Here is a 21,744-nt window from a genome sequence, read left to right on the forward strand (position 1 = left end):
GTCTCCTTCGGCAAGGTGCAGGTCCGTGCGGCAGACGCCGCACGCCTCCACGCTCAGCAACAGCTCACCGGGCCCCGGCGAGGGCACGGCACGCCGCACGGGCACCAGTGGGCCGCCCGCCATCGGACCAGGACTCTGAACAACCCACCCGGTCAGCACGTTCGAAGCCGACTCCGACACCATGCTCCCAGCCTGACGCCGCCGCGCAGGCCCGGCAAACGCTCACCGCAGATCGGAGGCCCCCGGCCGCACGCCGCTCAGTGCCACAACGGCTCCCGGCCGTTCGGGCAGGTGCCGAAGCCCGCGCCTGCGGTCGGCGCGCCCTCGGCCGGCAGCCGTGATGCCATGGAGAGGGCCCCTCACGAAGGGATCTGTCATGAGCGGCACACCGCCCCTGGCAGCCTGCCTGCGCTCACTGCGGGCCGTGGTCTTCGATACCGACGGCGTGGTCATCGATTCCGCACGGGTCCATGCCGCGGCTTGGCAGGGCGCCTTCGATGCCTGTCTGTCGGCCGCGGGTGGGCAGCGGCCCTTCGATCCGGTGGACGACTATCTCCGCCATGTCGACGGCCGGTCACGGCTGGACGGGGCCGCCGGCTTCCTGGCCTCCCGGGGGCTGAATCTGCCGCTCGGTGATCCCGACGACGCCCCGGGCACCGCCACGGTGTGGGCCGTCGCGGCCCGCAAGGAAGAACTGTTCACCGCGAACGTGCGTGCGCACGGTGTCGCCGCCTGGCCCGGCACCGTCCGCCTGCTGCACACGCTGCGGCGTGAGCGGATACCCTGCGCCGCTGTTTCGGCGTCCCGCCATGCGACCGAGCTGATGACCGCGGCAGGCGTGATCCACCTCTTCCGGAGCGTGGTGGACGGCAACGAAACGCATCGGCTGGGTCTTCCGGGCAAACCGGACCCGGCGCTCTTCCTGGAGGCGGCCCGGCGGCTGGGCGTTCCGGCTCGGGACACGGCTGTACTGGAGGACGCGCTGGCCGGGGTCGAGGCCGGCCGGCGGGGCGGATTCGGTCTGGTGGTGGGAGTGGACCGTACGGACGGAGGAAGCAATTCGGCCGGACTGCGCCGCCACGGCGCCGATGTGGTCGTGGCCGACCCCGGCGAGCTGCTGGCCCTCGCAAAGGACTGAGAACTACGGCCCGTACTGCCTGGATCACGCGAAAACCAGGGGCCGGTCAAATGCTCCGGTCGGTCCAGCGGACGGCGCCGGACCTGCGAGGAGTCAGCGCACGGGCAGGCGGAACCAGTGCTGCTCCCCCGCGGCCACGGTCACCAGCCGCTCGCCGGGCAAGCACACGGTCAGCGGGGAAGCCGGCCGCGAGCGGGGCACGCGAATCCCCAGTCGGCCCGGCAGCAGTCGGACACGGATGCCCCTGTGCCCGCGGTAGCAGAACGTGAACGTGCAGCGCGGCACCTCCCTGAGCGGAATGGGATCGACACGGAGCCCGTCCGGGCCCGCCTCCAGCCCCGCGATGCCCCGTTCGACGAGATCGAGGGTGCCGGCCATGGCACCGAGGTGGATGCCTTCGCCGGTGGTGCCGCCCTGAACATCCGCCACATCGCTGAGCAGGGCTTCCTCGCAGTACCGCCAGGCGTCCGGGCCGCTCTCCCGCGCGAGCACCCAGCCGTGCACCAGGCTGCTGAGGGTCGAACCATGACTGGTGCGATCCAGGTAGTAGCCGACCGTCGCGCGCCACATCTCGTCATCGAGCCGGTACCCGAGACGGTCGAACAGGGACCGCAGTTCGGCCGGACGGAAGAGGTAGCCGAGCATGAGTGCGTCGGCCTGCTTGGACGCCTGATAGCGATTGACCGTGTCCCCCTCGGACTCCAGGATCCGGTCGAGCCGACGGATGTCGCAGTAGCGGGAACGGTAGGCGTCCCAGTCCAGTTCGACCAGCTCGCCGTAGCCCTCGAACTGGCTGATGACACCGCCGTGGAACGGCACGTACAGCCGACGGGAGATCTCCTCCCAGCGGCTCAGTGTCCCGTCGTCCAGGCCGAGCCGCTCGGCCAGCTCCCGTCGACGGGCCTCGGGGAGCCCGCCCCATACCTCGAGTGCGCGTGCGAGCACCCAGGCCGCGGTCACATTGGTGTACGCGTTGTCGTCGATCCCGGGAGCAGCGGCCCCGGGGTAGGCGTCGTGGTACTCGTCCGGGCCCACCACACCGCGGATGCGGTAGCGCTCGCGATCGGCGTCGTACGTGGCCGCGGCACCCCAGTAGCCGGCGATATCGAGGAGCAGCTCCGCCCCCGGCCCTTGGACGAATCCGGTGTCGCCGGTGCTCTGCCCGTACCGCCACACGTTCCAGGCGATGGCCGATCCGACGTGGCGCTGCAAGTGCGAGTGGTCGGGAAGCCAGCGGCCGGAGCGGGGGTTGAGATGCAGCGTCTGCGTCTCCTCGGCGCCCGAACTGCCGCTCTGCCAGGGGAACATCGCTCCTCGCAGGCCCGTCCGGCGGGCCGCGTCACGGGCCGCGGGCAGACGACGGTGGCGGTACATGAGAAGGCCCCGTGCCACCTCCGGAAAGTGCAGGGTGATGCAGGGCAGTACGAACAACTCGTCCCAGAAGACATGCCCTCGGTACGCCTCGCCGTGCAGTCCCCTGGCGGGCACTCCGACGTCCAGCTCGGCCGTGTGCGGGGACAGCGTCTGGAGGAGGTGGAAGAGGTGGAGCCGGAGGATACGCCCGGCTTCGCCGGGTACCTTCAGTTCGCCCTGGCTCCACAGGCGTTCCCAGGCCGCACGGTGGGAGGCCAGCAGCGCCTCGAACGGCGTCGTGTGCGACGCGCGCTCGACAGCAAGCGGCAGAGGGTCGCCCGAAGGGCGGTCCAGCGATGTGTACAACGCGGCGCACTTCACGACGGCGGCGGAACGCCCGCGGGAGACCGGCAGCCTGAATCTCTGGACCGTTCCGGTTCCGGTGCAGCTCGATCCCACCGCGACGAGGGGCCGCGACGTTGTACGCACTGCGACGGCGATCCGGATCCGGGACGAACGGGTCCGGCAGGACAGCCAGGCCACGCCGTCCGCCTCGGCTCCGGCGCGGTGGCCGGTGAGATGGCGTCCGTCCAGCCCGCGGTATCGCTCGACACCGGCGTTGGTGACGTCACCGTCGAGGACGGACTCGACCTCGACGGCCCCGCTCCAGCCGTACCCGTGGAAGGTCGTTCTCTGGGCGGCGAGATACGGGTCGCCCATGTGAACGAGTCTGGTGTGGGTGACGCCGAGCCGACGCCCGTGACCGTCCTGGAAGAACAGACGGCGGGTGAGAACGCCGCCTCGCAGATCGAGCGAAACCTTGTGCCGCCGCAGACTCGGGTCATCGGTGGTGAGCCAGTCCCCCGCCGGTCCGTCGTCCGGCAGGCAGCGGTAGCGCAGGCGCGTCCAGTCGGGCAGGTTGACCATGTCCTCGTTGCCGACCCGCTCTCCCGAGACCTCCGAGAAGAGCCGGTCGTAGCACCCGGCCGCGTAGGCGCCGGGATAGTGGACCGCGTCGGCAGGCGACTCGGGCGCGGCGCCCCTGGTGGCGAATCTGCCGTTGCCGAGCGTGCACAGGGCTTCGATCCTCCGCTCCGCCTTGGGGTCGTAGCCGTTGAAGTCCCAGGTGCACGCTGTGCTCATGGCTGAGCCGGGGCGATTATCTCGTTGTGCTGCGGTCCTCCCAGCACCACCTTGAGCGCACCGGTATCCGCGGCACGGGAGAACACGTCATAGGCCTCTTCCATCTGCCCGAGCTCGAAGCGGTGGGTGATCAGTGATGACGACGGCAGCCGGTCGGCGGCCAGCATGCCCAGCAGCATGGGCGTGGAGTACGTGTCGACCAGCCCCGTGGTGATGGTGATGTCCTTGCTCCACAGATCTTCGAGGTGGAGCGTCGCCGGCCTGCCGTGGACGCCGATGTTCGCGACGCGGCCTCCGGGCCGAACCATGCGGGTGCACATCTCGAAGGCTTCGGGCACGCCGACGGCTTCGATGACGACGTCCGCGCCGAGGCCCTCGGTGAGGTCGTCGACGAGTTGTCCGGGCTCCTCGGCCGCACCCGCCGTCGCATCCGCGCCCAGGGAGCGTGCGGCGGCCAGCCGGGATTCGGCGAGGTCGACGGCGATGATCCTCCCGGGGCTGTAGAGGCCGGCGCCGACGATGGCGGCGAGCCCGATGGGGCCCGCGCCGACCACGACGACGGTGTCGCCCGGCCGTACGCCGCCGTTCAGCACCCCGACCTCGTAGGCGGTCGGGAAGATGTCGGCCAGCAGCACGCCGTCATGGCTGTCGACCGAGGCCGGCAAAGGGTGCACGGACAGGTCGGCGAACGGCACCCGTACGTATTCGGCCTGGGTGCCGTCGACGGTGTGGCCAAGCACCCAGCCGCCACCACCGCGGCACTGCCCGTAGTGGCCCTCACGGCAGTAGCGGCACCGGCCGCACGCGGATATGCACGAGATAAGGACCCGGTCACCGGGCCGGACTGTACGGACGCCTGCCCCGGCCTCGACCACCGTGCCGACGGCCTCGTGCCCCAGCACCCGGCCTGGCGTCACCTCGGGCACGTCGCCCTTGATGATGTGCAGGTCAGTGCCGCAGATGGTGACGGCATCGACGCGGACCACCGCGTCGTCGGCGTCCTTGACCACGGGCTCCGGAACGTCCTGCCACGCGATCCGTCCCGGGCCCTGAAAAACGAGTGCCTTCACTGTGCCGCCCCTCTTCTGTGTCCCCGAGGTTCTCCCTCAGGCTGACCCGGCGCGGGCCCGTCCCGCATGGGCCGGTCGGTCCCCGCCGGGACCTTTCGGGCCCCTCCCGCCCCGGCTACGGGGATGTGAGGGTGAAGACGCTGCCATCCACCGAAGAAGGGGCCGGCGATGTCCGAGGCAGAACCGCGTCTGGCCGCGCCCGGAACGAGACCCGCGCTGCTGCGCTTCCTCGGCGGCGTCCGGACCGTCACCGGCAGCAAGTTCCTCATCGAGAGCGATCACGCCCGGATCCTCCTCGACTGCGGCCTCTTCCAGGGTTTCGCGGACCTGCGCCGCCGCAACTGGGCGAAGCTGCCGTGCGACGCCTCGTCCATCCATGCCGTAGTCATCACCCATGCCCACCTGGACCACTGCGGCTATCTGCCCCGACTGGTCCGCCACGGCTTCCGAGGACCGATCCTGACCACCGCCCACACCGCCAGGCTCGCGGAGATCGTCCTCCGTGACAGTGCGCGCCTGCAGATGGAAGCGGCTCAGCACGCCAACGAACACGGCTGGTCCAAGCACCGGCCCGCCAAACCGCTCTACGACGAGTCCGATGTCGACACCACCGTCAGTTTCTTCGACCCCGTGGAGCCCGGCAGCGAGATCGAGATCATGGCCGGCACCCGGCTCGTCCTGCATCACGGTGGGCACATCCTCGGCTCCGCCTGGGCCCACCTGACCCTCGAAGACGGCCACACCCTCGCCGCGAGCGGCGACCTCGGCCGCCCCGGCCATCCGCTGCTGCTGCCTCCGGAGCCGTTCTCGGGCGCCGACGTGCTGCTCACGGAGTCGACGTACGGCGACCGCGCCCACGAGCCCGAAAGGGCCCAGGCGGAATTCGCGGCCGTACTCGCCCGTACGTTCGCGCGGGGCGGTACCGCGATCATTCCCGCCTTCGCGATCGACCGTACCGAGGTCGTCCTCCACGAACTCGCAGGACTGCGCCACAGCGGGACCCTGCCGCGATCGGTTCCCGTGTACGTGGACAGTCCCATGGCTCTGGCCGCGCTCGATGTCTACCGCGAGGCGCTGCGTGACCGTTCCCCCGAGATCAGGCCCGAGATCCTCGCCCTGGGCGAACAAGCGATCAGCCCGGCCCCGTTCCGCACCGCCCGAACCGTCCAGGAATCCATCTCCATCAACAGTGCGCCCGGACCTGCCGTCATTGTCTCGTCCGCCGGCATGGCCACCGGCGGCCGGGTCCTGCACCACCTCCACCGGCTCCTGCCCGATCCACGCAATGCCGTTGTCGTCGTCGGTTTCGCAGCCGCCGGCACCAGGGCCCGTGACCTGGTCGACGGGGCTCGCACGCTCAAGATGTTCGGCGAGTACGTGCCCGTACGCGCGGAGGTGGCGGACCTCCCGCACTTTTCCGCACACGCCGACGCCGGCCAGATCATGGACTGGCTGCGCGGCGCCTCCGCACCCCATACGACCTATGTCGTGCACGGAGAGGAGGCGTCATCCGACGCCCTTCGGAACCGGATCGACCGTGAGCTGGGCTGGACAGCGGTCGTACCCAGGCCCGGAGAGGCCGTCCTGGTCCGCTGACCGGCCGAGGTTCCCCGTCCTGGTCCTGCAGCACGTTCCCTCCGGTGCAAGGCTGTGCATGAAGGACGGGAGGCACACCGTGTACGCCGCGGGAGCCTCGTCCGTCGCAGATCCGACGCCACGGCCCCATCGGACCTGTTCATCCACGTTCGCCCCACGGCGGCGATCGGCCGCTCGCCCGCCCGCGCCCATCGAGGAACCTGCCATGACCTCCACCCGGTACACCGTCAACGACGTCATGACGGAGGCCGTCGTCACCGTCACGCCCGACACGGAATTCAAGGAGATCGCCGACGCCATGGAGCGGTGGCAGGTCACCGCCGTGCCTGTCGTCGAAGCCGGAGGGCCTGTCGTCGGCGTCGTCTCCGAAGCCGACCTGCTCCCGAAGGAGGAGTTCCACGACCACCCGCCCGGCATGATCGACGACATGCGCCGCCTGGGCGACACGGCCAAGGCCGGCTCGGTCCGGGCCGAGGAGCTGATGACGAGTCCCGCCATCACGACCGGGCCCGGCGCGTCCCTCCCGCAGGCCGCCCGGCTCATGGCCGCCCGGCGTATCAAGCGCCTTCCGGTCGTCGACGCCGACGGCAGGCTCAAGGGCATCGTCAGCCGCGCCGATCTCCTCAAGATCTTCCTGCGCCCCGACGACGACCTGGCCGCCGAGATACGGCGTGAGGTCGTGGACCGGCTGTTCCCCGGCTCGCACCGGGACGTGAAGGTCGGCGTCACCTGGGGTGTGGCCACGCTCACCGGCCGCGTCCCCGACGTTGCCCTCATTCCCGTCGCCGCCCGCCTCGCTCAATCCGTGGAGGGCGTCGTCAGCGTGGACTGCCGGCTCGAAGGCCCGGAATCGGCCTAGCCGAGCGAATGCGGGTACCCCGGCCGAGGAGCCGTCCGGGACCGAGCAAGGGACGAACGGCCCATACGTACAGGGCGGCGATCCGCTCCATGCTGAAGCCATCGCCCTTCTCGACCTCCGGGAGACCCACGATGCTCACCAAAGCACTCGGAGACACCGCACTGGCCGACCTCGTCGCCGATGCCACTGCCGCCCCGTCCATGCACAACGCCCAGCCCTGGCTCTTCGACTACGGACGCCGCAGCCGCACCCTCACGCTCCGGGCGGACTTCGAGCGCGCGATGCCGGAGGCCGACCCCTCCACCCGCGCCCTTCACATCGGCTGCGGCGCGGCCCTGCTCAACCTGCGTGCGTCCGCCGCGCACCACGGCCTGGACGCGGCCACCGCACTGCTGCCCGTGCCGTCGGACCCCACCGTACTGGCCACCGTCCGTCTCGGCATCCGCCCTGACGCGCCACTGGAAGCCGCCGATGGAGCCCTCGCCGTTCTCCACCCGGCGATCAGGGACCGGCACACGAGTCGCTACCCGTTCGACGAACGGCCGGTCCCCGACGAAGTCCGGGCACGCCTCGACAACGCGGCCCGTGCCGAGGGCGCAGACTTCGCATTCCTGACCCCGATCCACCTGGAGACCGTGCTCGGACTGATCCGGGACGCCGAGGGGTACGACCGCGGAGACCCGGAGCGGGAGGCGGAGCAACAGCGCTGGACACGGAACACGAGGAACGAGGCTCCCGTGGACGGAATCCCCGACTACGCCTTCGGCCCCCGCGACGCCTCCGAACGAGCCACCACGCGCGACTTCGGCGGGACCCGGGTCTTCCCGGGCCGGGCCCGTGTCCTGTTCGAGAACCGGCCTCAACTGGCCCTGCTGAGCACGCCGGGCGACCGCGCCGCGGACTGGCTGCGTGCCGGTCAGGCCCTGGAACGTGTACTGCTCACTGCCACGCTCCACCAGGTGTCCACGTCATTCGCCACCCAGCCCCTCGAATGGCCGGACCTGCGCTGGATCCTGCGCGACCCGGTCTTCGGCACGGGGCACCCGCAGATGATCATCCGCCTCGGGTACGGGCCGAGCGGGCCGCGCACACCACGACGTCCCCTCGACCAGGTGCTGGCCATCGAACCGTAGAAACCACGACCGCATACATCGCAGCAGGCAGCCATCCGAGCAGGAAGGGCGGTGGGAGCCATGCAGCTCCCGATAGTCGTCGGAGTGGACGGATCAGAGGGCAGTCTCCGTGCCCTGGACTGGGCCGCAGCGGAAGCGGCGCACTCACGGATTCCCCTGCGCGTCGTCCATGCGTCGTTGTGGGAGCACTACGAAGGCATGCGTCCCACCTTCGACACCGGGCGTCCGGCCGAGCAGATCCTCGCCGAGCATCTCGTCGCGTCCGCGCAGGAACGTGTGCATCGCCTCCACGCGGAGGTGCGGGTGGTCGCCGACGTACAGCCCGAGGATCCGGTGAACGCGCTGGTGCGCGAGAGCCATGAGGCAGCCCTGGTCGTCCTCGGCTCCCGGGGCCGCGGCCGGATCGCCGGCATGCTTCTAGGTTCCGTGAGTCTCGCCGTCGCGGGCCGGTCCCACTGCCCGGTCGTCGTGATCCCGGCGGCCGCACCGGACGCTCAGCCGAAGCCGGGCCGCGTCGTTGTCGGAATCGGCGACGCACCCGGACCGTCGGCGTCCGCCCGTTTCGCACTCGCCCAGGCGACATCACGCCACAGCGAACTGATCGCCGTACGCGCCTGGCGCTGCCCCGCCCACGAAACCGCGGACCATCCGCTGCTCGCGGGCTCCCCGGCCTCCGCACACCGACAACAGGCCGAGGAACACCTCGAAGACGTACTGGCCGTACTCGAACGGACCGGGACCGAAGCCGTCGTCCACCGGGCCGTGGTGCAGGGACCCGTGCACCAGGTACTCATCGAGGAGGCCGAGGGAGCGGAACTCCTGGTCGTCGGCGCGCGCCGTCCCGGCGGACACCGCGGTCCGCACCTCGGTCCGGTGAACCACGCGGTGTTGCACTACGCGTCCTGCCCCGTCGCCGTCGTCCCTGACACCCACTGAACGCCTGAGCGCGGCGTCGGTCCTCATCACGGATGGGGTACGAGGAGGACCGGGCAGTGCGCGTGGTGAACGATGTGTTCGCTCACCATGAGGTCCGGGAATTCCTCGCGCACGCGCACGGGCGCGACGAGCCGGGCAGTGGCGGTCGACTGGTCCGCGGCGAGCCGGTCCGCACCATCGGACATCGTTGCCATGCAGAGACCCACTGTCGGGTGAGGTACGGGTCTCCCGTGGCCCATCGCGGTTGCGTACACGATCCGCAGCGGCCGACCGCGAGCAGCCGCCTAGCCCGCGGCCCACCGCACCGCCCGCGTCGCATGGTCGGAGCCCTCGGTGCCGACCACGACCGGTCCCGTCATGGTCACACTTGATCGAGTGCTGTCCATGGTCTCTCCTCGGAGTCACGTATGCCGATCCGCTAGCGATTTCGGAACCGCTCGGACAGCTCGGCTTCCACCTTGTCCCACTCCTTCTCCCACCCCCTGCACCTGATGTTGTCCACCAACGTCGTGAAGGCCTTCCACACTGCGGCGAACAGTCCCGTCGCCAGCGCCAACGTCACTGTTGCCGTCATCCACGCGGACGCAACGGCTTCGCCGGGTGTCGCGGGTCCCCTGCTGGTGGCCACACCTTGAGCAGTGGTCCAGATCGGGACCGCGGTCCCGGCCGGGCTGCCCGCCCAGACACTGACCACCGCCGTGCGCACGTGACCGTCGGGCTGTGTCCACCGGACGGAGGCGCGCACCAGTGACTGCGCTCTGGCATCCACCACGGGGCCGCCGGCATCGGAGACGAGCCGAGCCTCGACTCTCGTCGTATCGGAGAGTGCGGCAGCACGACGGGTCTCGGCGTTGTGCACCGCACGGCCCGTGGCGACCGATGCAGAGGGTGCCGCGAGCAGGAAGACCACAACCAGGAGCACCCTGCCCCAACGCTGGATCCGGTCCGAGGCGCGGACCGGCAGCCCACGGGTACCGGCCCCGCCGAGTCCTCGGCCTGCTCCAGGAGGCTCTTCTTCAGTCATGATCCGGCCTCATTCCCCTGCTGCACCGCCGCTTGCCCGTAGCGCATTGCGAAGTCCGCAGGCAGAAGCGGATGCCACCATCCTGGCCACCCCGTGCGGCCGGCGGCATGGGCTGAGCGGGTCGCGGAACCAGGCCGGTCGGCCCAAGCACCATGCGCCCCGGGCGTCCACGATGGAGTGGACGGAGCACGCAGAACAGTGGTCGGCCCGATGACTGGACCGGATCACCACGAAGGATGCGTGGAGGATGACACTTCTGCTGGGCCGGCCCTGCCTCTCCCCTCGCGCGTGTGGCACCTGGGCGCGGGTGTGACCCAGGCCGGGCAGCCCGTTGCGGTGCTGGGCCGGCGGTGTACAGGTTCGTCGCCGAGACCGTGGCAGAGCGCCGGTGCGGAACAGGGACACGGCTGCTGCAGCTGTACGGTCCCCGCGCCGAGGGTCCTGAGGCCTGAACGGACCGGAGAACGGGACCGTTCGACCCTGGTGTGTTCCGCTTGTACGAACTCACGATGACGTAGCGGGACTGCGTAACCCCTGACGGCTAGGAGGGCCACGATGAGCGACGACACGGGGTTCTCGGCGCAGCAACCGATCCGCGTCTTCCTGGTGGACGACCACGAGGTTGTGAGACGCGGCGTGCAGGATCTGCTCGACGCGGAACCCGACATCGAAGTCGTCGGCGACGCCGGCACGGCCGATCACGCGCTGGCCCGCGGTCCGGCCCTCCGTCCCGACGTCGCGATCCTCGACGTGCGGCTGCCGGACGGCGACGGGATCACGGTCTGCCGTGAGCTGCGCTCACGGATGCCGGAACTGGCCTGCCTGATGCTGACCTCGTTCGACGACGACGAAGCACTGCTCGACGCCATCATGGCCGGGGCGGCCGGCTACGTACTGAAGGAGATCAAGGGCTCGGACCTCGTCACCGCCGTCCGCACCCTGGCCTCCGGGCGCTCGACCCTCGACCCGTCGACGACGGCACGGCTGATGAACAGCCTGCGCGAGGAGGAATCCGGTACCTGCTCCGAGGACGACGCCCTGGCGGGGCTGTCCCCGAGGGAGAAGGATGTCCTCGCGCTGATCGGCGAAGGACTCACCAACAGCCAGATCGGCAAGCGCCTCTACCTGTCGGAGAAGACGGTCAAGAACCACATCTCCCGTCTGCTGGCCAAGCTCGGTGTCGAACGCCGCATCCAGGCCGCCGTGATCGCCGCGCACGCCACGGAAGCCTCCCCGCCCGGTGCCGGGCACCACCGGATCTGACCGTACGGCTCCTCGAAGCGCCCCGCACGGCATCAGGAGAGTCGCAGCGGCACCCGCCAGCCGATCCGGGTGCCGCCCTGTGCGGACTCCCCCACACTCATCTCGCCGCCGAGCTTCTCCGCGCGCCGTGCGAGGTTGTCGAGCCCGCTCCGGGAACCGATGTGCCCGGGCATGCCCACACCGTTGTCGGACACGACCAGGTTCACCTCGCCTTCTCCCACCACCAGCGAGATGTCCACCGCCGTCGCCCGTGCATGGCGAGCGACGTTGCTCAGCGCCTCGCCGAGCACCGCGATCACCTGTTCGGCGGTCCCGGCCGGCACGTCCGTGTCGATCAGCCCTCCCATCCGCAGCGACGGCTGGAAGCCCAGAGTCCGGGCGGCCCGTTCGACCGTGGCCGCCGTCCGGGCACGCAGCCCCTGGCCGGCCCGGCCCTGACCACCGGCGCGGAGTCCGAAGATGGTGGACCGGATGATCTTGATGGTCTCGTCCAGATCGTCCACCGCGCGCAGCACCCGCTCGCTCGCCTGCGGCTGGTCCACGAGCCGCACCACGCTCTGCAGGGTCATCCCGGTGGCGAACAGCCGCTGAATGGCCAGGTCGTGCAGGTCCCTGGCGATACGGTCGCGTTCCTCCAGCAGGGCGATCTGCTCGGCGGACTCGCGCCGTTCGGTGAGCTCCATCGCCAGTGCCGCCTGTCCGGCGAACACCAGCAGTGGCGCGGTCTCCGCATCGGTGAAGGCGGGACGCCCGCGTACCCGGGCCAGCAGCAGCACCCCACGGGTCCGCTCCCCCGTGACCATCGGAACCGCGACGGCGGGGCCGAGCCCCGCCCACCTCGGCGGGCCCCCGGTGATTCTCGGATCGTGTTCGACGTCGAGGCTGGTGATCGGCTCACCCGCGTCCAGGGCGGCGCCGGCGAACGTTCCCGTCCGCGGCAGGACCAGACCACGATGCGTCCCGGCATCCAGCCCGGACGCCTGTGCCACCCGGAGGCGGTCGTCTTCCGCGGGAAGCGCCAGCACACCGAGGTCCGCGGCGAGGATGTGCGAGGAGTGGTCCACGATCATCCGCAGGACGCGCCCCTCGTCCACCCCGCTCAGCAGAGCCGCGACGATCTCGCTGTTGGCTTCCTGCCAGCGTTGACGGTCGCGCGTCTCCGCGTACAGACGGGCGTTCTCGATGGCCATTCCCGCCGCCACCGCGAGTGTCGAGAGCACGGTTTCGTCCTCGGCGTCGAAGACCCGGCCGCCCCGCTTCTCCGTCAGGTACAGATTGCCGAACACCTTGTCGTGAACCCGGACGGGAACCCCCAGGAACGAGTGCATCGGGGGATGGTCCGGCGGAAACCCGTAGGACGACGGATGCTCGGAGAGTTCCACCAGCCGCAACGGCTCGGGGTGGCGGATCAGCTCACCGAGGATGCCGTGCCCCTCGGGCAGAGGGCCGATGGCCTCGCGCTGCTCCGCCGTGACGCCCACCGGCAGGAACTGTGCGAGCCGAGTCCCCTCACCGACCACTCCCAGGGCCCCGTACTCGGCATCGACCACGACAACCGCGGCCTCGACGATCCTGCGCAGCACCTGGGGCAGATCGAGCCCTCTGCCCACCGACATCACGGCATCCAGCAGCAGGGCCGCCTCCGCCGGCCCCTTCCTCACCGCGTCCAGCCGCTCCTGCAGATCGCCCGGCAGCGCGCCCAGCCGACGGTGCGCCTCTCCGCAGTCGCCAGACCCCTTGTCACCGTTGTCGCCCACAGTGCCTCCGCCGTGACCCATGTTGCCTAGCAGGGTCACACCTTCACGGTAGTAGCCCCACGGCGAGAAGCATCCGGTGGACGGCAACCGGCCCTGACAAACGTCCACGGACATCGCTCTGGACCTCGCCATCGCGCTTGTTCGCACGCCGCGACCGCCTCCGGGCCCGGAGACGCGAAGAGCGTCGTACGGCCCTGGTGACAGAGCCGTTCGTCCCCTGCCGCGGGCCCGCCCCGTCAGGGTGTGATGAACAGGGACCGGACCGCAGGCAATCTTGCCGGACGGACAGAGGTACATCATGAACCGCCGCTTTCACCACACGGCTGTGCTCTCCGTCCGGAGCGGTCGCCTCACGGTTGGAGCCCACGCTACTGACTGTCACGGCCGCGGCCCTCAACGCAGGAGGCGCCGCCTGGCACACCGGCGACGAGGGCCTCGTCGAACTGCTGTGAGGCCTGGGCAACCTGCTCGCGGTCCCACCGGCGGTGGGCTGGGTGGTCGCCGCGCTCCGCCACGGCCATGCAGGCGTCGACCTGATCGCGGTCCTCGCTCCCGGTGGCACCCTTGCCATCCATGAATACCTGGCCAGGGTGCTCATCGCACTGATGCTGGCTGGTCGAAGCCGAGCGGCCCGTGGTGGCGGGACCCGCAGGCGCTCACGCTGGAAGCAGAGACCACGAAGGGAGCCGGTGTGATGACTTCCGCCACCGCCATGACCACTGCCTTGCCCACCGAGCACCGCGACCGCCTGATGCGCCTCGCCCGCGAAGTCTCCTTCGATGCCGGCACCCGCCTGTTCGAGGAGGGCCGGCACGCCGACCGCTTCTGGATCATCCGCACCGGCACCGTCGCCCTCGACCTGCATGTGCCGGGCCGTCGTCCCGCCGTCATCGAGTCGATCGGGCGCGGCGAACTGGTCGGCTGGTCCTGGCATTTCCCGCCCTTCACCTGGCACTTGGGCGCCGAGGCGATGAGCCCGGTACGGGCCTGGGAGTTCGACGCAGAGGCAGTCCGGGCGATGTGTGCAGAGGACCCGGAGTTCGGCCGGGCGATCGCGGTCTGGGTCGGCCGGGTGGTCGCCCAGCGGCTGCGCGCCTCCCGGGTCCGGCTGCTCGACCTCTTTGCCCCCTACGGCAGCGGTGGCCTGACGTGACCACCCGCTCTCGGAGGGGGACGGTATACACATCGGCCCGCAACGGGTGACCGGCGTGATAGCACACGCCGGGGCTGCGCGCCCCCGTACCCTCGGGTCCCCCGCGTACCGTCATGTCCCGGCGGTGAGGAGGTTCTTCACCTCGACGACATCGGCGATGCCTCCCACCTCCGCCACCGGCCGAGCCGCGTCGGCCGGAGGCATGTTCCCGGTCGACTCCACGATGCCGTCGTGCACGGCCGCCGCCACCGATTCCCGGTCGCCGGGCGGGCAGCACGACTCGATCCTTGCCACGACCTCAGCCCGGATTTCGGCGTCGTCCCTGATGAGAGCCTGCAGTGGCGCGTTGCGGCGTACGACGCCGACCAAGCGGCCCCGCGATCGGTGACCGGAAGCCTCTTCAGCCGGGACAGTGCGCCGTGCCTCGGCCTCCGCGGAGTGGTTCTCGTGCCTGTTCACGGCGGCCTCCGGACTCCGTCGGGTTGCCTACCGTCCCAGTCTTCCGCTCCGGCCGCCCTTGCCAAGAGCCGAACGGCCCTGGTGGAAATGACGGCCCTATCCGGTGCGGGGTGGAACGGGATCGGTGAGAATGAAGGAGCAGCCGACCGGCGGGAGGCCACCGATGAGTCTGCGTGACTTCCTGGAGCGGTTCCGTCCGGCGGGAACACCGGGAGCGTCCGCCACCGGCGTGCCCGCCGACCGTACGGCCGAACGCGCCGCGGAACTGGAACCCGCTCTCGCACAGCTGATGGATGTACAGCGGGAGGCGGCACGGATCCGGGCCTCGGCGGACGAGGTGGCCGCAGCCGTGCGGCGGGACGCCGCGCGGGAGGCGGCAGAACTGGTGGAGGCCGCCCGGGAGCGTGCTCCCGAGATCCGCCGACAGGCTGCGGAACCCGTCCTCCGGGAGGCCCGGCGGGAAGCGGACGCCCTTCGCGCCGCCGGGGACCGCACTGCTTCGGTGGTCCGGAGGCAGGCCAGGGAGCGTATTCCGGACCTGGTGGACCACGCGGTGACCGACGCACTGCGCCAGCCCGGCGGCCCTGGCCGGGGCGAAGCGCCATGAGTGCAGGTTGGACCGCCGGGGTGGTGCGGGCCAAGGCCCTCGTCGGCCGACACCCAGGCGTCGGCGGTGCGCGGGAAGTCGCAGCCTGTGACACGCTCGACCAGTAGCCTCGGGGCTCCTTCGGGCACACGCTGTCGCATCCGGTACCGACACAAGCAGCCGTCGCCCCGGCGTACCTCGTCCCGATGCTTGCCTTCGCCGCCCGCTTCATCATTCGAGAGTGCTGCGGAGCCGAGTAATGGCTTGCGCCAGATCGTCGAAGGCGCGCTGCTCGTGCTGCGAAGTGCTGCGGTTCGCCCCGAGAATGCTGTCACGACCGCCGCGGATCCGGGCGAAAGTATCGAAGCAGATGAGGACCCCGCGCACCAACTCCCGGGGCGAGGAATCGGATGCGGAGGACGGATCGTTCTGTGACGACATCAGCGACATCTTCCTTGGCCAGACAGCCATGTTCCAGTTGAACAACGTAGTACTGGACCTACATTCTCCAGCCACGCAAGTCGACAAGCGTCTCCTGTGTCGTGCCGACTGCTCACCCGCCGCTGCGCCCGAAGACGCCGTACGACGTCGCCGGGCCTCCAGCGTGCTGCAGGAAGAAAGACCGCACTCCCGATGACACGCCGTCCGTCGCGGGCACGGGAGGTCGCCTTGCGGAGCCCGCCCCGGGACGGGCTCCGCAAGGCGTACTCGCGGGACGGCCCGCAGGGTGTGCCGGACGGACCTGTCCGGCACACCCTGCGGGCCAGTAGGCCCAAGTCCGGGACAGCTCACACGGCGCAGTATGGAGGTCAGAGCAATTCGAGAAGGATCGTTGTCGCCCCGGATCTGGGAACCGGGTGTGCTTCGCCATCGTAGAAATCCGGCGGACCGACAACGGTCAACGGCGACCGTGTCCCAGCAGCCTGCACCATTCGACAGAAGGAAGTCTTGGCCATGACCCGGCACACCAGCACCGAGAAGCCACACAGCAAGCAGTGGAGCGTACGTCTGGACCTCTTCGAGGAAGGTGACCTCACCAAGGTTCACGCCGTCCTCGACACCGGTGACACCACCCTTCGGAGTCGCACCTCCGCCCAGCGCAACCCTCACGACACACCCGTTCCCGAGATCGGCGACGAGTTCGCCGTCGGCCGGGCCCTGATCGACCTCGGCAACCAGCTGCTCCGCGCCGGAAGAACCGACTCCACGTCGGGTGACTTGGCCGCACCCGGTTGAACGGGCGTCAAGAGGAGCTGCCCCGGCTGGTGGGCAGGACGAGATCCGCCATAGCCGAGCGATCCCCGCCCCTGAAAGAGCCTCTTCCTCAGCCGGAGTCATGGCACCGCCTGACATCCGGCGTGCTCGGGATGCACCTGTACACGGCCCCGATGCTTGCCGTGCGGCACTCACCTGCGGTCTGCGCAGTTCGCGGGTGCTGCTGACCCCCACCAAGGTGCAGGGACGGCTGTTGCAGTACGGCCGCAACGAGCTACGTCGGCACAGCGGCCGACGCCGGATCGGTGAGGTGGCTCGCCGATTCACACCCCCCTTGTTCGACCTTCAGGTTCGCTCGACGGTCAGGTTGAGGAAGTGGGCCGAGCATGAGATGCACGGGTCGTGATTGCGGATCGCCCGTTCGCACAGGGTGGTCAGCTCCGCGTCGGTGGGGTCGCCGTCTCCCAGGCGTTCCTGCACGATTCGGCGGAGGTCCTCCTCGATCGCACCCAGGTTCTGCGCGGTCGGCGGGACAAGGCTGGCGTCGGTGACGGTCCCTTCGGAGTCGAGGGTGTAGCGGTGGTACAGGAGGCCGCGCGGCGCCTCGGTCGCCCCATGCCCGGTACCGGCTCGTGAGGGCACGTCGGCGTAGGGGCGCGGCGGGGGTTCGTAGGCGTCTATGATCCGCAGTGCCTCGTCGACCGCGTAGAGCACCTCAACCGCTCGGACGATGATGCTGCGGAAGGGGGTTCGGCAGACAGTGCCCTGCCGGGGGTCGCCGAGTCCGGCGTCGTGGGCGGCCTGGAGGGCGATCGGGGACAGCCAGCGGCCGCTGATGGCGTACCGGGCGAGTGAGCCGGTGAGATGGCGGCGGTTGTCCAGCAGGGAGTGGAGGGCGGTGGAGTGGGGTACCTGGCTCTCGGTGACGTGGGCGCCGAAATCGTGGGCCCCGAAGGTACGGGTGGGCAGCGCGCGGTCGGATTCGGGGGGAAGGTCGGCGGTGTGTGGCGCGGCCATGACGGTCGGGGTGCCGGATTCGATGGCGTAGGTTCCGGGCTCGGACAGGGCGAACAGGTCGTTGTCGCATCCGGCGTCGGGGAACTCGAAGCCGGCCACCCACCGCACGGTTTGGGCCGCGTCGTCCCGGGCCCGGCGCAACCGCTCTGCCAGCGGGCGCAGTTCGTTCGTGGTCGGGATGCGGTGGAAGCCACCGAGGCGGACATTGATCGGGTGGATCGCCCGGCCGCCCAGCAGTTCGAGGATCGCGTTGCCGACTTGTTTGAGCCGAAGGCCGCGTTCAACGTCGGCACGCCGGGTGCGTGCGAGGTCGATGGCGCTGTCGCAGCCGAAGAAGTCGGGCGCGTGGAGGAGGTAGATGTGCAACGTCTGGCTCTCGATCCATTCACCGCAGTAGAGCAGCCGGCGCAGCGCCGCCAACGGCCCGTCCACGACGACGCCGCAGGCGTCCTCGATCGCTCGGCAAGCACTCATCTGGTACGCGACCGGGCAGATCCCGCACACCCGGGAGGTGATGTCGGGCGGCTCGGTGTAGGAGCGTCCGCGCAGGAACGCCTCGAAGAAGCGTGGCGGTTCGTAGATCGCCAGCCGGGCTTCGGTGACCTTGTCGCCGTCCATGCGCAGATGCAGTGCGCCCTCGCCCTCGACGCGGGCGAGCGATCCGACTTGCAACAGCCTTGAGCGGCGGTGGGTCAACCTTCCAGTTCCTTCCGGGAGGCCGCGTCGAACTCGGGAGCGGCGGTATTGAAGGTGCGCAGCACCCGCACCACGTCGAGGGTGTCCATGCCGTCGCGACGCAGGAGGGGGATGAATGAGGGGAAGTTGGTCGAGTTGGACGGGCCGAAGCAGCCGTAACAGCCGCGCCCGTACACGGGGCAGAGCGCACCGCATCCGGCGTGGGTGACCGGCCCCAGGCAGGGCGTACCGTGGGCTACCGTCACGCAGACCGTGCCGCGCTGCTTGCACTCGAAGCAGACGCTGTGCGCGGGTACGTCGGGTTTGCGTTCGGCCAGGTAGGCGGTGATGACCTCCACCAGTTGACCTCGGTCGATGGGGCAGCCGCGCAACTCGAAGTCCACCGGGACATGGGCGCTGATGGGTGTGGAGGTGGCGAGTGTCTCGATGTAGTCCGGTCTGGCATAGACGACAGCCTGGAAGTCGGCGACGTCCGCGTAGTTGCGCAGCGCCTGGATGCCACCTGCGGTCGCGCACGCCCCGATGGTCACCAACCGCTTGGAGACGGCCCGGATGTGCTGGATCCGGTCGACGTCCTGCTGGGTGGTGACCGATCCCTCGATCAGCGACAGGTCGTACGGGCCCGGTGCGTCGGCGCTGGAAGCCTCCAGGAAGTGTGAGATCTCCACCCTTTCGGCGATGCCGAGGAGTTCGTCCTCGCAGTCCAACAGCGTGAGCTGGCATCCGTCGCAGGAGGCGAACTTCCAGACGGCGAGTTTCGGGCGATCGCTCGTGGTCATGTCACAACTCCCTGACCATGAGGAGAGGTTGGGCCTTGGTCCAGCTGACGACGGGGCCGTCGCGGCAGAGCAGGAGGGGGCCGAGCTGGCAGTGCCCGCAGTGGCCAGTGGCACAGTGCATATTGCGTTCCAGCGAGACCCGGATCAGTTCCGGATCGACGCCGCGGTGCACCAGTTCGCCGGCGGTGGCGCGAATCATCGGTTCGGGGCCGCAGATGAACGCCGCTGACGCCCCGGGGCTGAAGGCGGCACGGTCGAGCAGGGTCGTGACGACGCCGACCTCGCCGTGCCACAGCGGGTCCGCGCGGTCCACGGTGGTCAACACCCGGGCAGCTGACTGCCAGCCGCGAACGTCCTCGCCGTAGACCAGCTCGTGGGGCGTGCGCGCTCCGATGAGAACGTTCAGCCGTCCGTAACGCTCGGGGGCGGCGAGCGCGTCGCGTACGAGGGGGCGCAGCGGCGCCAGACCAATACCTCCCGCCACGACCAGCAGGTCGTTTCCCGCTGCGGCGGGGAGTCCCCAGTCGGTGCCGAAAGGACCGCGCACTCCGACCGTGTCGCCACGCCGCAGCCTGTGCAGCGCGCCGGAGACCGCTCCGACCGTGCGGACGGTGTGCGTCAGCCGGTGCCCGTCGATCCCGGAGACCGACAACGGGATGTCGCCGACGCCGAAGGCATACACCATCGCGAACTGCCCAGGAGTGAAGGGCTGCAGGGCCGAGCGGACCGGCTCCAGGACCATCGTGGCGGTGTCGGGCGTCTCGGCCTCACGTTCCACCACCCGGTACGGAACAGGGAGAGTTCCCGGTCGGGCAGTCAATGGTGCGGCAGCCGTCATCACGACTCACCGGCGTCGGAGGGCCCGTACAGGTCGAGCAGGCGGATTCGGGTGGCCTTCAGCCGCCGTGCGATCACCTGCGCAACACAGTTGGTCAACGCCAAGCCGAACGACGGATCCTTCTCAGACTCGGCTCGGACCCGCTCCGCGTCGAACTCGAACGCCGAAACGATGCTGCGGGCCTGCGCGCCCAGGTGCCAGCGGTACGGCTCGAACAACCAGGACCAGCCCAGCAGATCGCCTTCACCAAGAGTCTCCAGAACTGCCTCGCGTCGGCCCGGAACGTGAACGTCAAGCGCAACGAGCCCGGAACGGATGATCCAGAACCGGTCGGCGACACCGTCCTCGTCGAAAATGCGGGTGCCACCGGGGAAGGAGACGTCGTGGGCGAACGTGGCCAGCCGCTCGCGGTGGCGGGGCGAGAGAGCACCGAGAAACCCTTGGCGAACAACGGTCATGACGGGCCCTGCCCCGACTCCTGCCGGGGGGTCTCCCGTTCCCGGTTCAGCGCATGGGCCTCCTCTGTGATGTCGATACCGACCGGGCACCACACGATGCAGCGCCCGCAGCCGACGCACCCGGAACTGTCGAACTGGTCATACCAGGTCCCGAGTTTGTGGGTGGCCCACTGCCGGTAGCGACTACTCGAGGAGTTGCGGACCGGACCCGCCTGCAGGTGGGAGAAATCCAGGTCGAAGCAGGACTCCCAGCGCCGCCACCGCTCGGCGTGGTCTCCGGTGAGGTCCGTGACGTCCTCGGTGGTGGTGCAGAAGCAGGTCGGGCAGACCATGGTGCAGTTTCCGCAGGTCAGGCAGCGGGCCGCGACGTCATTCCAGCGCTCGGCCGTGAGCGTGTCGCGCATCAGCACCTGCAGGTCCACCAGCGGCATGCTGCGACCCATGCGATCCGCCGCGTCGGCGACACGCTCACTCGCCGCGGTCCGAGTCGCGGCGTCGGCGGGACGGTGGGGCAGCTCGGCCAGGACCGACTCTCCCTCCTCGCTCCCGATCCGCACCAGGAAGCGGTGGCCGTCGGAATCGAGCACCTCGGTCAGCGCCAGGTCGTAGCCGGGCCCCACGGCCGGCCCAGTGCCCATGGACACGCAGAAGCAGGTCGCACCCGGCTCGGTACACTCCGCCGCCACCAGGAAGGCCCGCTCGCGACGCCCGCGATACGCCGGGTCGCTGTACATCCCGCCGGTCAGCACCCGGTCCTGGATCGCAATGGCCCGCAGGTCGCAGGGGCGCACACCGAGGAACGCGTACGACGGCGGTGATGTCCGATCCTCGGTCACCACCAGCTCGCCGTCGCCACCGCGATCGGCTGTCCACTGCCGCTCCCGCGGCGGGTGCAGAAACGTCTTCCAGGACTGAGGGCCCGCACTGTGCGCGAACACGGCACCGTCCTCGCGGGCACGCAGCCGATAGACGCCTGCCTCCAACTCGACTCCCCAGCCGTAGGGGAGTTCCGCACCGCCGGAGAGCTCGGACAGGACGATCGCCCCGTCGCGTACGGTCGGTCCCACAACCGTACGGCCACGCCCGGCCAGGACCGTGATCAGCGCCTCCAGACCGGCCTTGCCGATCACCGCGGCCATGCCGCCGTCGTCCGCCATCGCCAACCTTCCAACGCCGCCGATGATGCTTGCCCGGCCAGTATGCGCACGGACCTGCTGCCCGGCATGGGCCGCCCGGCCCCTGCGTGGTCCAGGTGGCTGTCTACGTCACCC

Annotated in this window: 22 protein-coding genes; 9 read left to right on the forward strand and 13 right to left on the reverse strand. The window is 70.0% G+C overall.

The genetic code is table 11. The annotated features are described in order from the left end of the window. Positions 1–376: 376 nt before the first annotated feature. Complete coding sequence (locus tag ACFVX4_RS34695; RefSeq protein ID WP_389985324.1) at positions 377–1,138, forward strand: HAD family hydrolase; 762 nt, start codon at positions 377–379, stop codon at positions 1,136–1,138. Positions 1,139–1,231: 93 nt separating this feature from the next. On the opposite strand, the gene ACFVX4_RS34700 is transcribed toward ACFVX4_RS34695, so the two are convergent. After that, a complete protein-coding gene (locus ACFVX4_RS34700; RefSeq protein ID WP_389985327.1) occupies positions 1,232–3,634 on the reverse strand; it encodes a glycoside hydrolase family 65 protein in 2,403 nt (800 codons plus the stop codon). Further along, positions 3,631–4,704 carry a zinc-dependent alcohol dehydrogenase family protein gene (locus ACFVX4_RS34705; protein WP_389985330.1) on the reverse strand — a complete coding sequence of 358 codons (1,074 nt, stop codon included), beginning with the start codon at positions 4,702–4,704 and terminating at the stop codon, positions 3,631–3,633. The genes ACFVX4_RS34700 and ACFVX4_RS34705 overlap by 4 nt, the downstream gene beginning before the upstream one ends. Positions 4,705–4,872: 168 nt before the next feature. Here ACFVX4_RS34705 and ACFVX4_RS34710 point away from each other — a divergent pair, with 168 nt between their 5' ends. The 4 genes from ACFVX4_RS34710 to ACFVX4_RS34725 all read left to right on the forward strand — a co-directional run bounded on the left by ACFVX4_RS34710 (position 4,873) and on the right by ACFVX4_RS34725 (position 9,228). Then, entirely contained in the window at positions 4,873–6,300 is a 1,428-nt protein-coding gene (locus ACFVX4_RS34710; protein ID WP_389985333.1) for an MBL fold metallo-hydrolase RNA specificity domain-containing protein, read from the forward strand. A 205-nt stretch (positions 6,301–6,505) separates the two neighbouring features. Next, positions 6,506–7,159, forward strand: a complete 654-nt coding sequence (locus tag ACFVX4_RS34715) for a CBS domain-containing protein (protein WP_389985335.1) — start codon at positions 6,506–6,508, stop codon at positions 7,157–7,159. Positions 7,160–7,290: 131 nt separating this feature from the next. Continuing rightward, positions 7,291–8,292, forward strand: coding sequence for an Acg family FMN-binding oxidoreductase (locus ACFVX4_RS34720; protein ID WP_389985337.1), 1,002 nt, complete (start codon positions 7,291–7,293; stop codon positions 8,290–8,292). 60 nt (positions 8,293–8,352) lie between these two features. Then, complete coding sequence (locus tag ACFVX4_RS34725) at positions 8,353–9,228, forward strand: universal stress protein (protein WP_389985339.1); 876 nt, start codon at positions 8,353–8,355, stop codon at positions 9,226–9,228. Positions 9,229–9,254: 26 nt separating this feature from the next. Here the strand turns inward: ACFVX4_RS34725 and ACFVX4_RS34730 are convergent, their stop codons facing one another. Both ACFVX4_RS34730 and ACFVX4_RS34735 read right to left on the reverse strand, forming a co-directional pair. After that, positions 9,255–9,422 carry a hypothetical protein gene (locus ACFVX4_RS34730; protein ID WP_389985342.1) on the reverse strand — a complete coding sequence of 56 codons (168 nt, stop codon included), beginning with the start codon at positions 9,420–9,422 and terminating at the stop codon, positions 9,255–9,257. Between the two features lie 224 nt (positions 9,423–9,646). Continuing rightward, positions 9,647–10,252 carry a hypothetical protein gene (locus ACFVX4_RS34735; protein ID WP_389985345.1) on the reverse strand — a complete coding sequence of 202 codons (606 nt, stop codon included), beginning with the start codon at positions 10,250–10,252 and terminating at the stop codon, positions 9,647–9,649. 555 nt (positions 10,253–10,807) lie between these two features. Here ACFVX4_RS34735 and ACFVX4_RS34740 point away from each other — a divergent pair. After that, positions 10,808–11,515, forward strand: coding sequence for a response regulator (locus ACFVX4_RS34740; RefSeq protein WP_389985348.1), 708 nt, complete (start codon positions 10,808–10,810; stop codon positions 11,513–11,515). 32 nt (positions 11,516–11,547) lie between these two features. Here ACFVX4_RS34740 and ACFVX4_RS34745 read toward each other — a convergent pair whose 3' ends face one another. Together ACFVX4_RS34745 and ACFVX4_RS34750 are read right to left on the reverse strand one after the other, a co-directional pair. Continuing rightward, a complete protein-coding gene (locus ACFVX4_RS34745; RefSeq protein ID WP_389985425.1) occupies positions 11,548–13,293 on the reverse strand; it encodes a GAF domain-containing sensor histidine kinase in 1,746 nt (581 codons plus the stop codon). 347 nt (positions 13,294–13,640) lie between these two features. Beyond that, positions 13,641–13,847, reverse strand: coding sequence for a hypothetical protein (locus tag ACFVX4_RS34750; protein WP_389985351.1), 207 nt, complete (start codon positions 13,845–13,847; stop codon positions 13,641–13,643). 119 nt (positions 13,848–13,966) lie between these two features. On the opposite strand from ACFVX4_RS34750, the gene ACFVX4_RS34755 reads away from it, so the two are divergent. After that, a complete protein-coding gene (locus ACFVX4_RS34755) occupies positions 13,967–14,425 on the forward strand; it encodes a Crp/Fnr family transcriptional regulator (RefSeq protein WP_389985354.1) in 459 nt (152 codons plus the stop codon). Between the two features lie 111 nt (positions 14,426–14,536). Here the strand turns inward: ACFVX4_RS34755 and ACFVX4_RS34760 are convergent, their stop codons facing one another. Next, a complete protein-coding gene (locus ACFVX4_RS34760) occupies positions 14,537–14,884 on the reverse strand; it encodes a hypothetical protein (RefSeq protein WP_389985357.1) in 348 nt (115 codons plus the stop codon). A 163-nt stretch (positions 14,885–15,047) separates the two neighbouring features. Between ACFVX4_RS34760 and ACFVX4_RS34765 the strand changes: the two genes are divergently transcribed. Next, positions 15,048–15,491, forward strand: a complete 444-nt coding sequence (locus tag ACFVX4_RS34765) for a hypothetical protein (RefSeq protein WP_389985360.1) — start codon at positions 15,048–15,050, stop codon at positions 15,489–15,491. 210 nt (positions 15,492–15,701) lie between these two features. Here ACFVX4_RS34765 and ACFVX4_RS34770 read toward each other — a convergent pair whose 3' ends face one another. Then, a complete protein-coding gene (locus tag ACFVX4_RS34770) occupies positions 15,702–15,956 on the reverse strand; it encodes a hypothetical protein (RefSeq protein ID WP_389985362.1) in 255 nt (84 codons plus the stop codon). Positions 15,957–16,424: 468 nt separating this feature from the next. Between ACFVX4_RS34770 and ACFVX4_RS34775 the strand changes: the two genes are divergently transcribed. After that, positions 16,425–16,706, forward strand: coding sequence for a dsRBD fold-containing protein (locus tag ACFVX4_RS34775; RefSeq protein ID WP_389985365.1), 282 nt, complete (start codon positions 16,425–16,427; stop codon positions 16,704–16,706). Between the two features lie 324 nt (positions 16,707–17,030). Here the strand turns inward: ACFVX4_RS34775 and ACFVX4_RS34780 are convergent, their stop codons facing one another. Genes ACFVX4_RS34780 through ACFVX4_RS34800 form a run of 5 tightly spaced genes read right to left on the reverse strand, consistent with a single transcriptional unit; the run spans position 17,031 to position 21,630 of the window. Beyond that, a complete protein-coding gene (locus tag ACFVX4_RS34780) occupies positions 17,031–18,398 on the reverse strand; it encodes a Ni/Fe hydrogenase subunit alpha (protein WP_389985368.1) in 1,368 nt (455 codons plus the stop codon). Next, positions 18,395–19,177 (reverse strand): oxidoreductase, encoded by a 783-nt coding sequence (locus tag ACFVX4_RS34785; protein ID WP_389985371.1) that lies wholly within the window; start codon positions 19,175–19,177, stop codon positions 18,395–18,397. Before ACFVX4_RS34785 ends, ACFVX4_RS34780 begins: the two co-directional genes overlap by 4 nt. A gap of 1 nt (position 19,178) precedes the next feature. Next, positions 19,179–20,015 carry an FAD/NAD(P)-binding protein gene (locus ACFVX4_RS34790; protein WP_389985373.1) on the reverse strand — a complete coding sequence of 279 codons (837 nt, stop codon included), beginning with the start codon at positions 20,013–20,015 and terminating at the stop codon, positions 19,179–19,181. Beyond that, complete coding sequence (locus tag ACFVX4_RS34795) at positions 20,015–20,473, reverse strand: Crp/Fnr family transcriptional regulator (protein ID WP_389985376.1); 459 nt, start codon at positions 20,471–20,473, stop codon at positions 20,015–20,017. Before ACFVX4_RS34795 ends, ACFVX4_RS34790 begins: the two co-directional genes overlap by 1 nt. Then, positions 20,470–21,630, reverse strand: a complete 1,161-nt coding sequence (locus tag ACFVX4_RS34800; protein ID WP_389985379.1) for a 4Fe-4S dicluster domain-containing protein — start codon at positions 21,628–21,630, stop codon at positions 20,470–20,472. Before ACFVX4_RS34800 ends, ACFVX4_RS34795 begins: the two co-directional genes overlap by 4 nt. Positions 21,631–21,744 lie beyond the last annotated feature (114 nt).

Origin of the sequence: Streptomyces sp. NPDC058240 (assembly GCF_042882135.1) — a bacterium.
Lineage (GTDB): Bacteria > Actinomycetota > Actinomycetes > Streptomycetales > Streptomycetaceae > Streptomyces.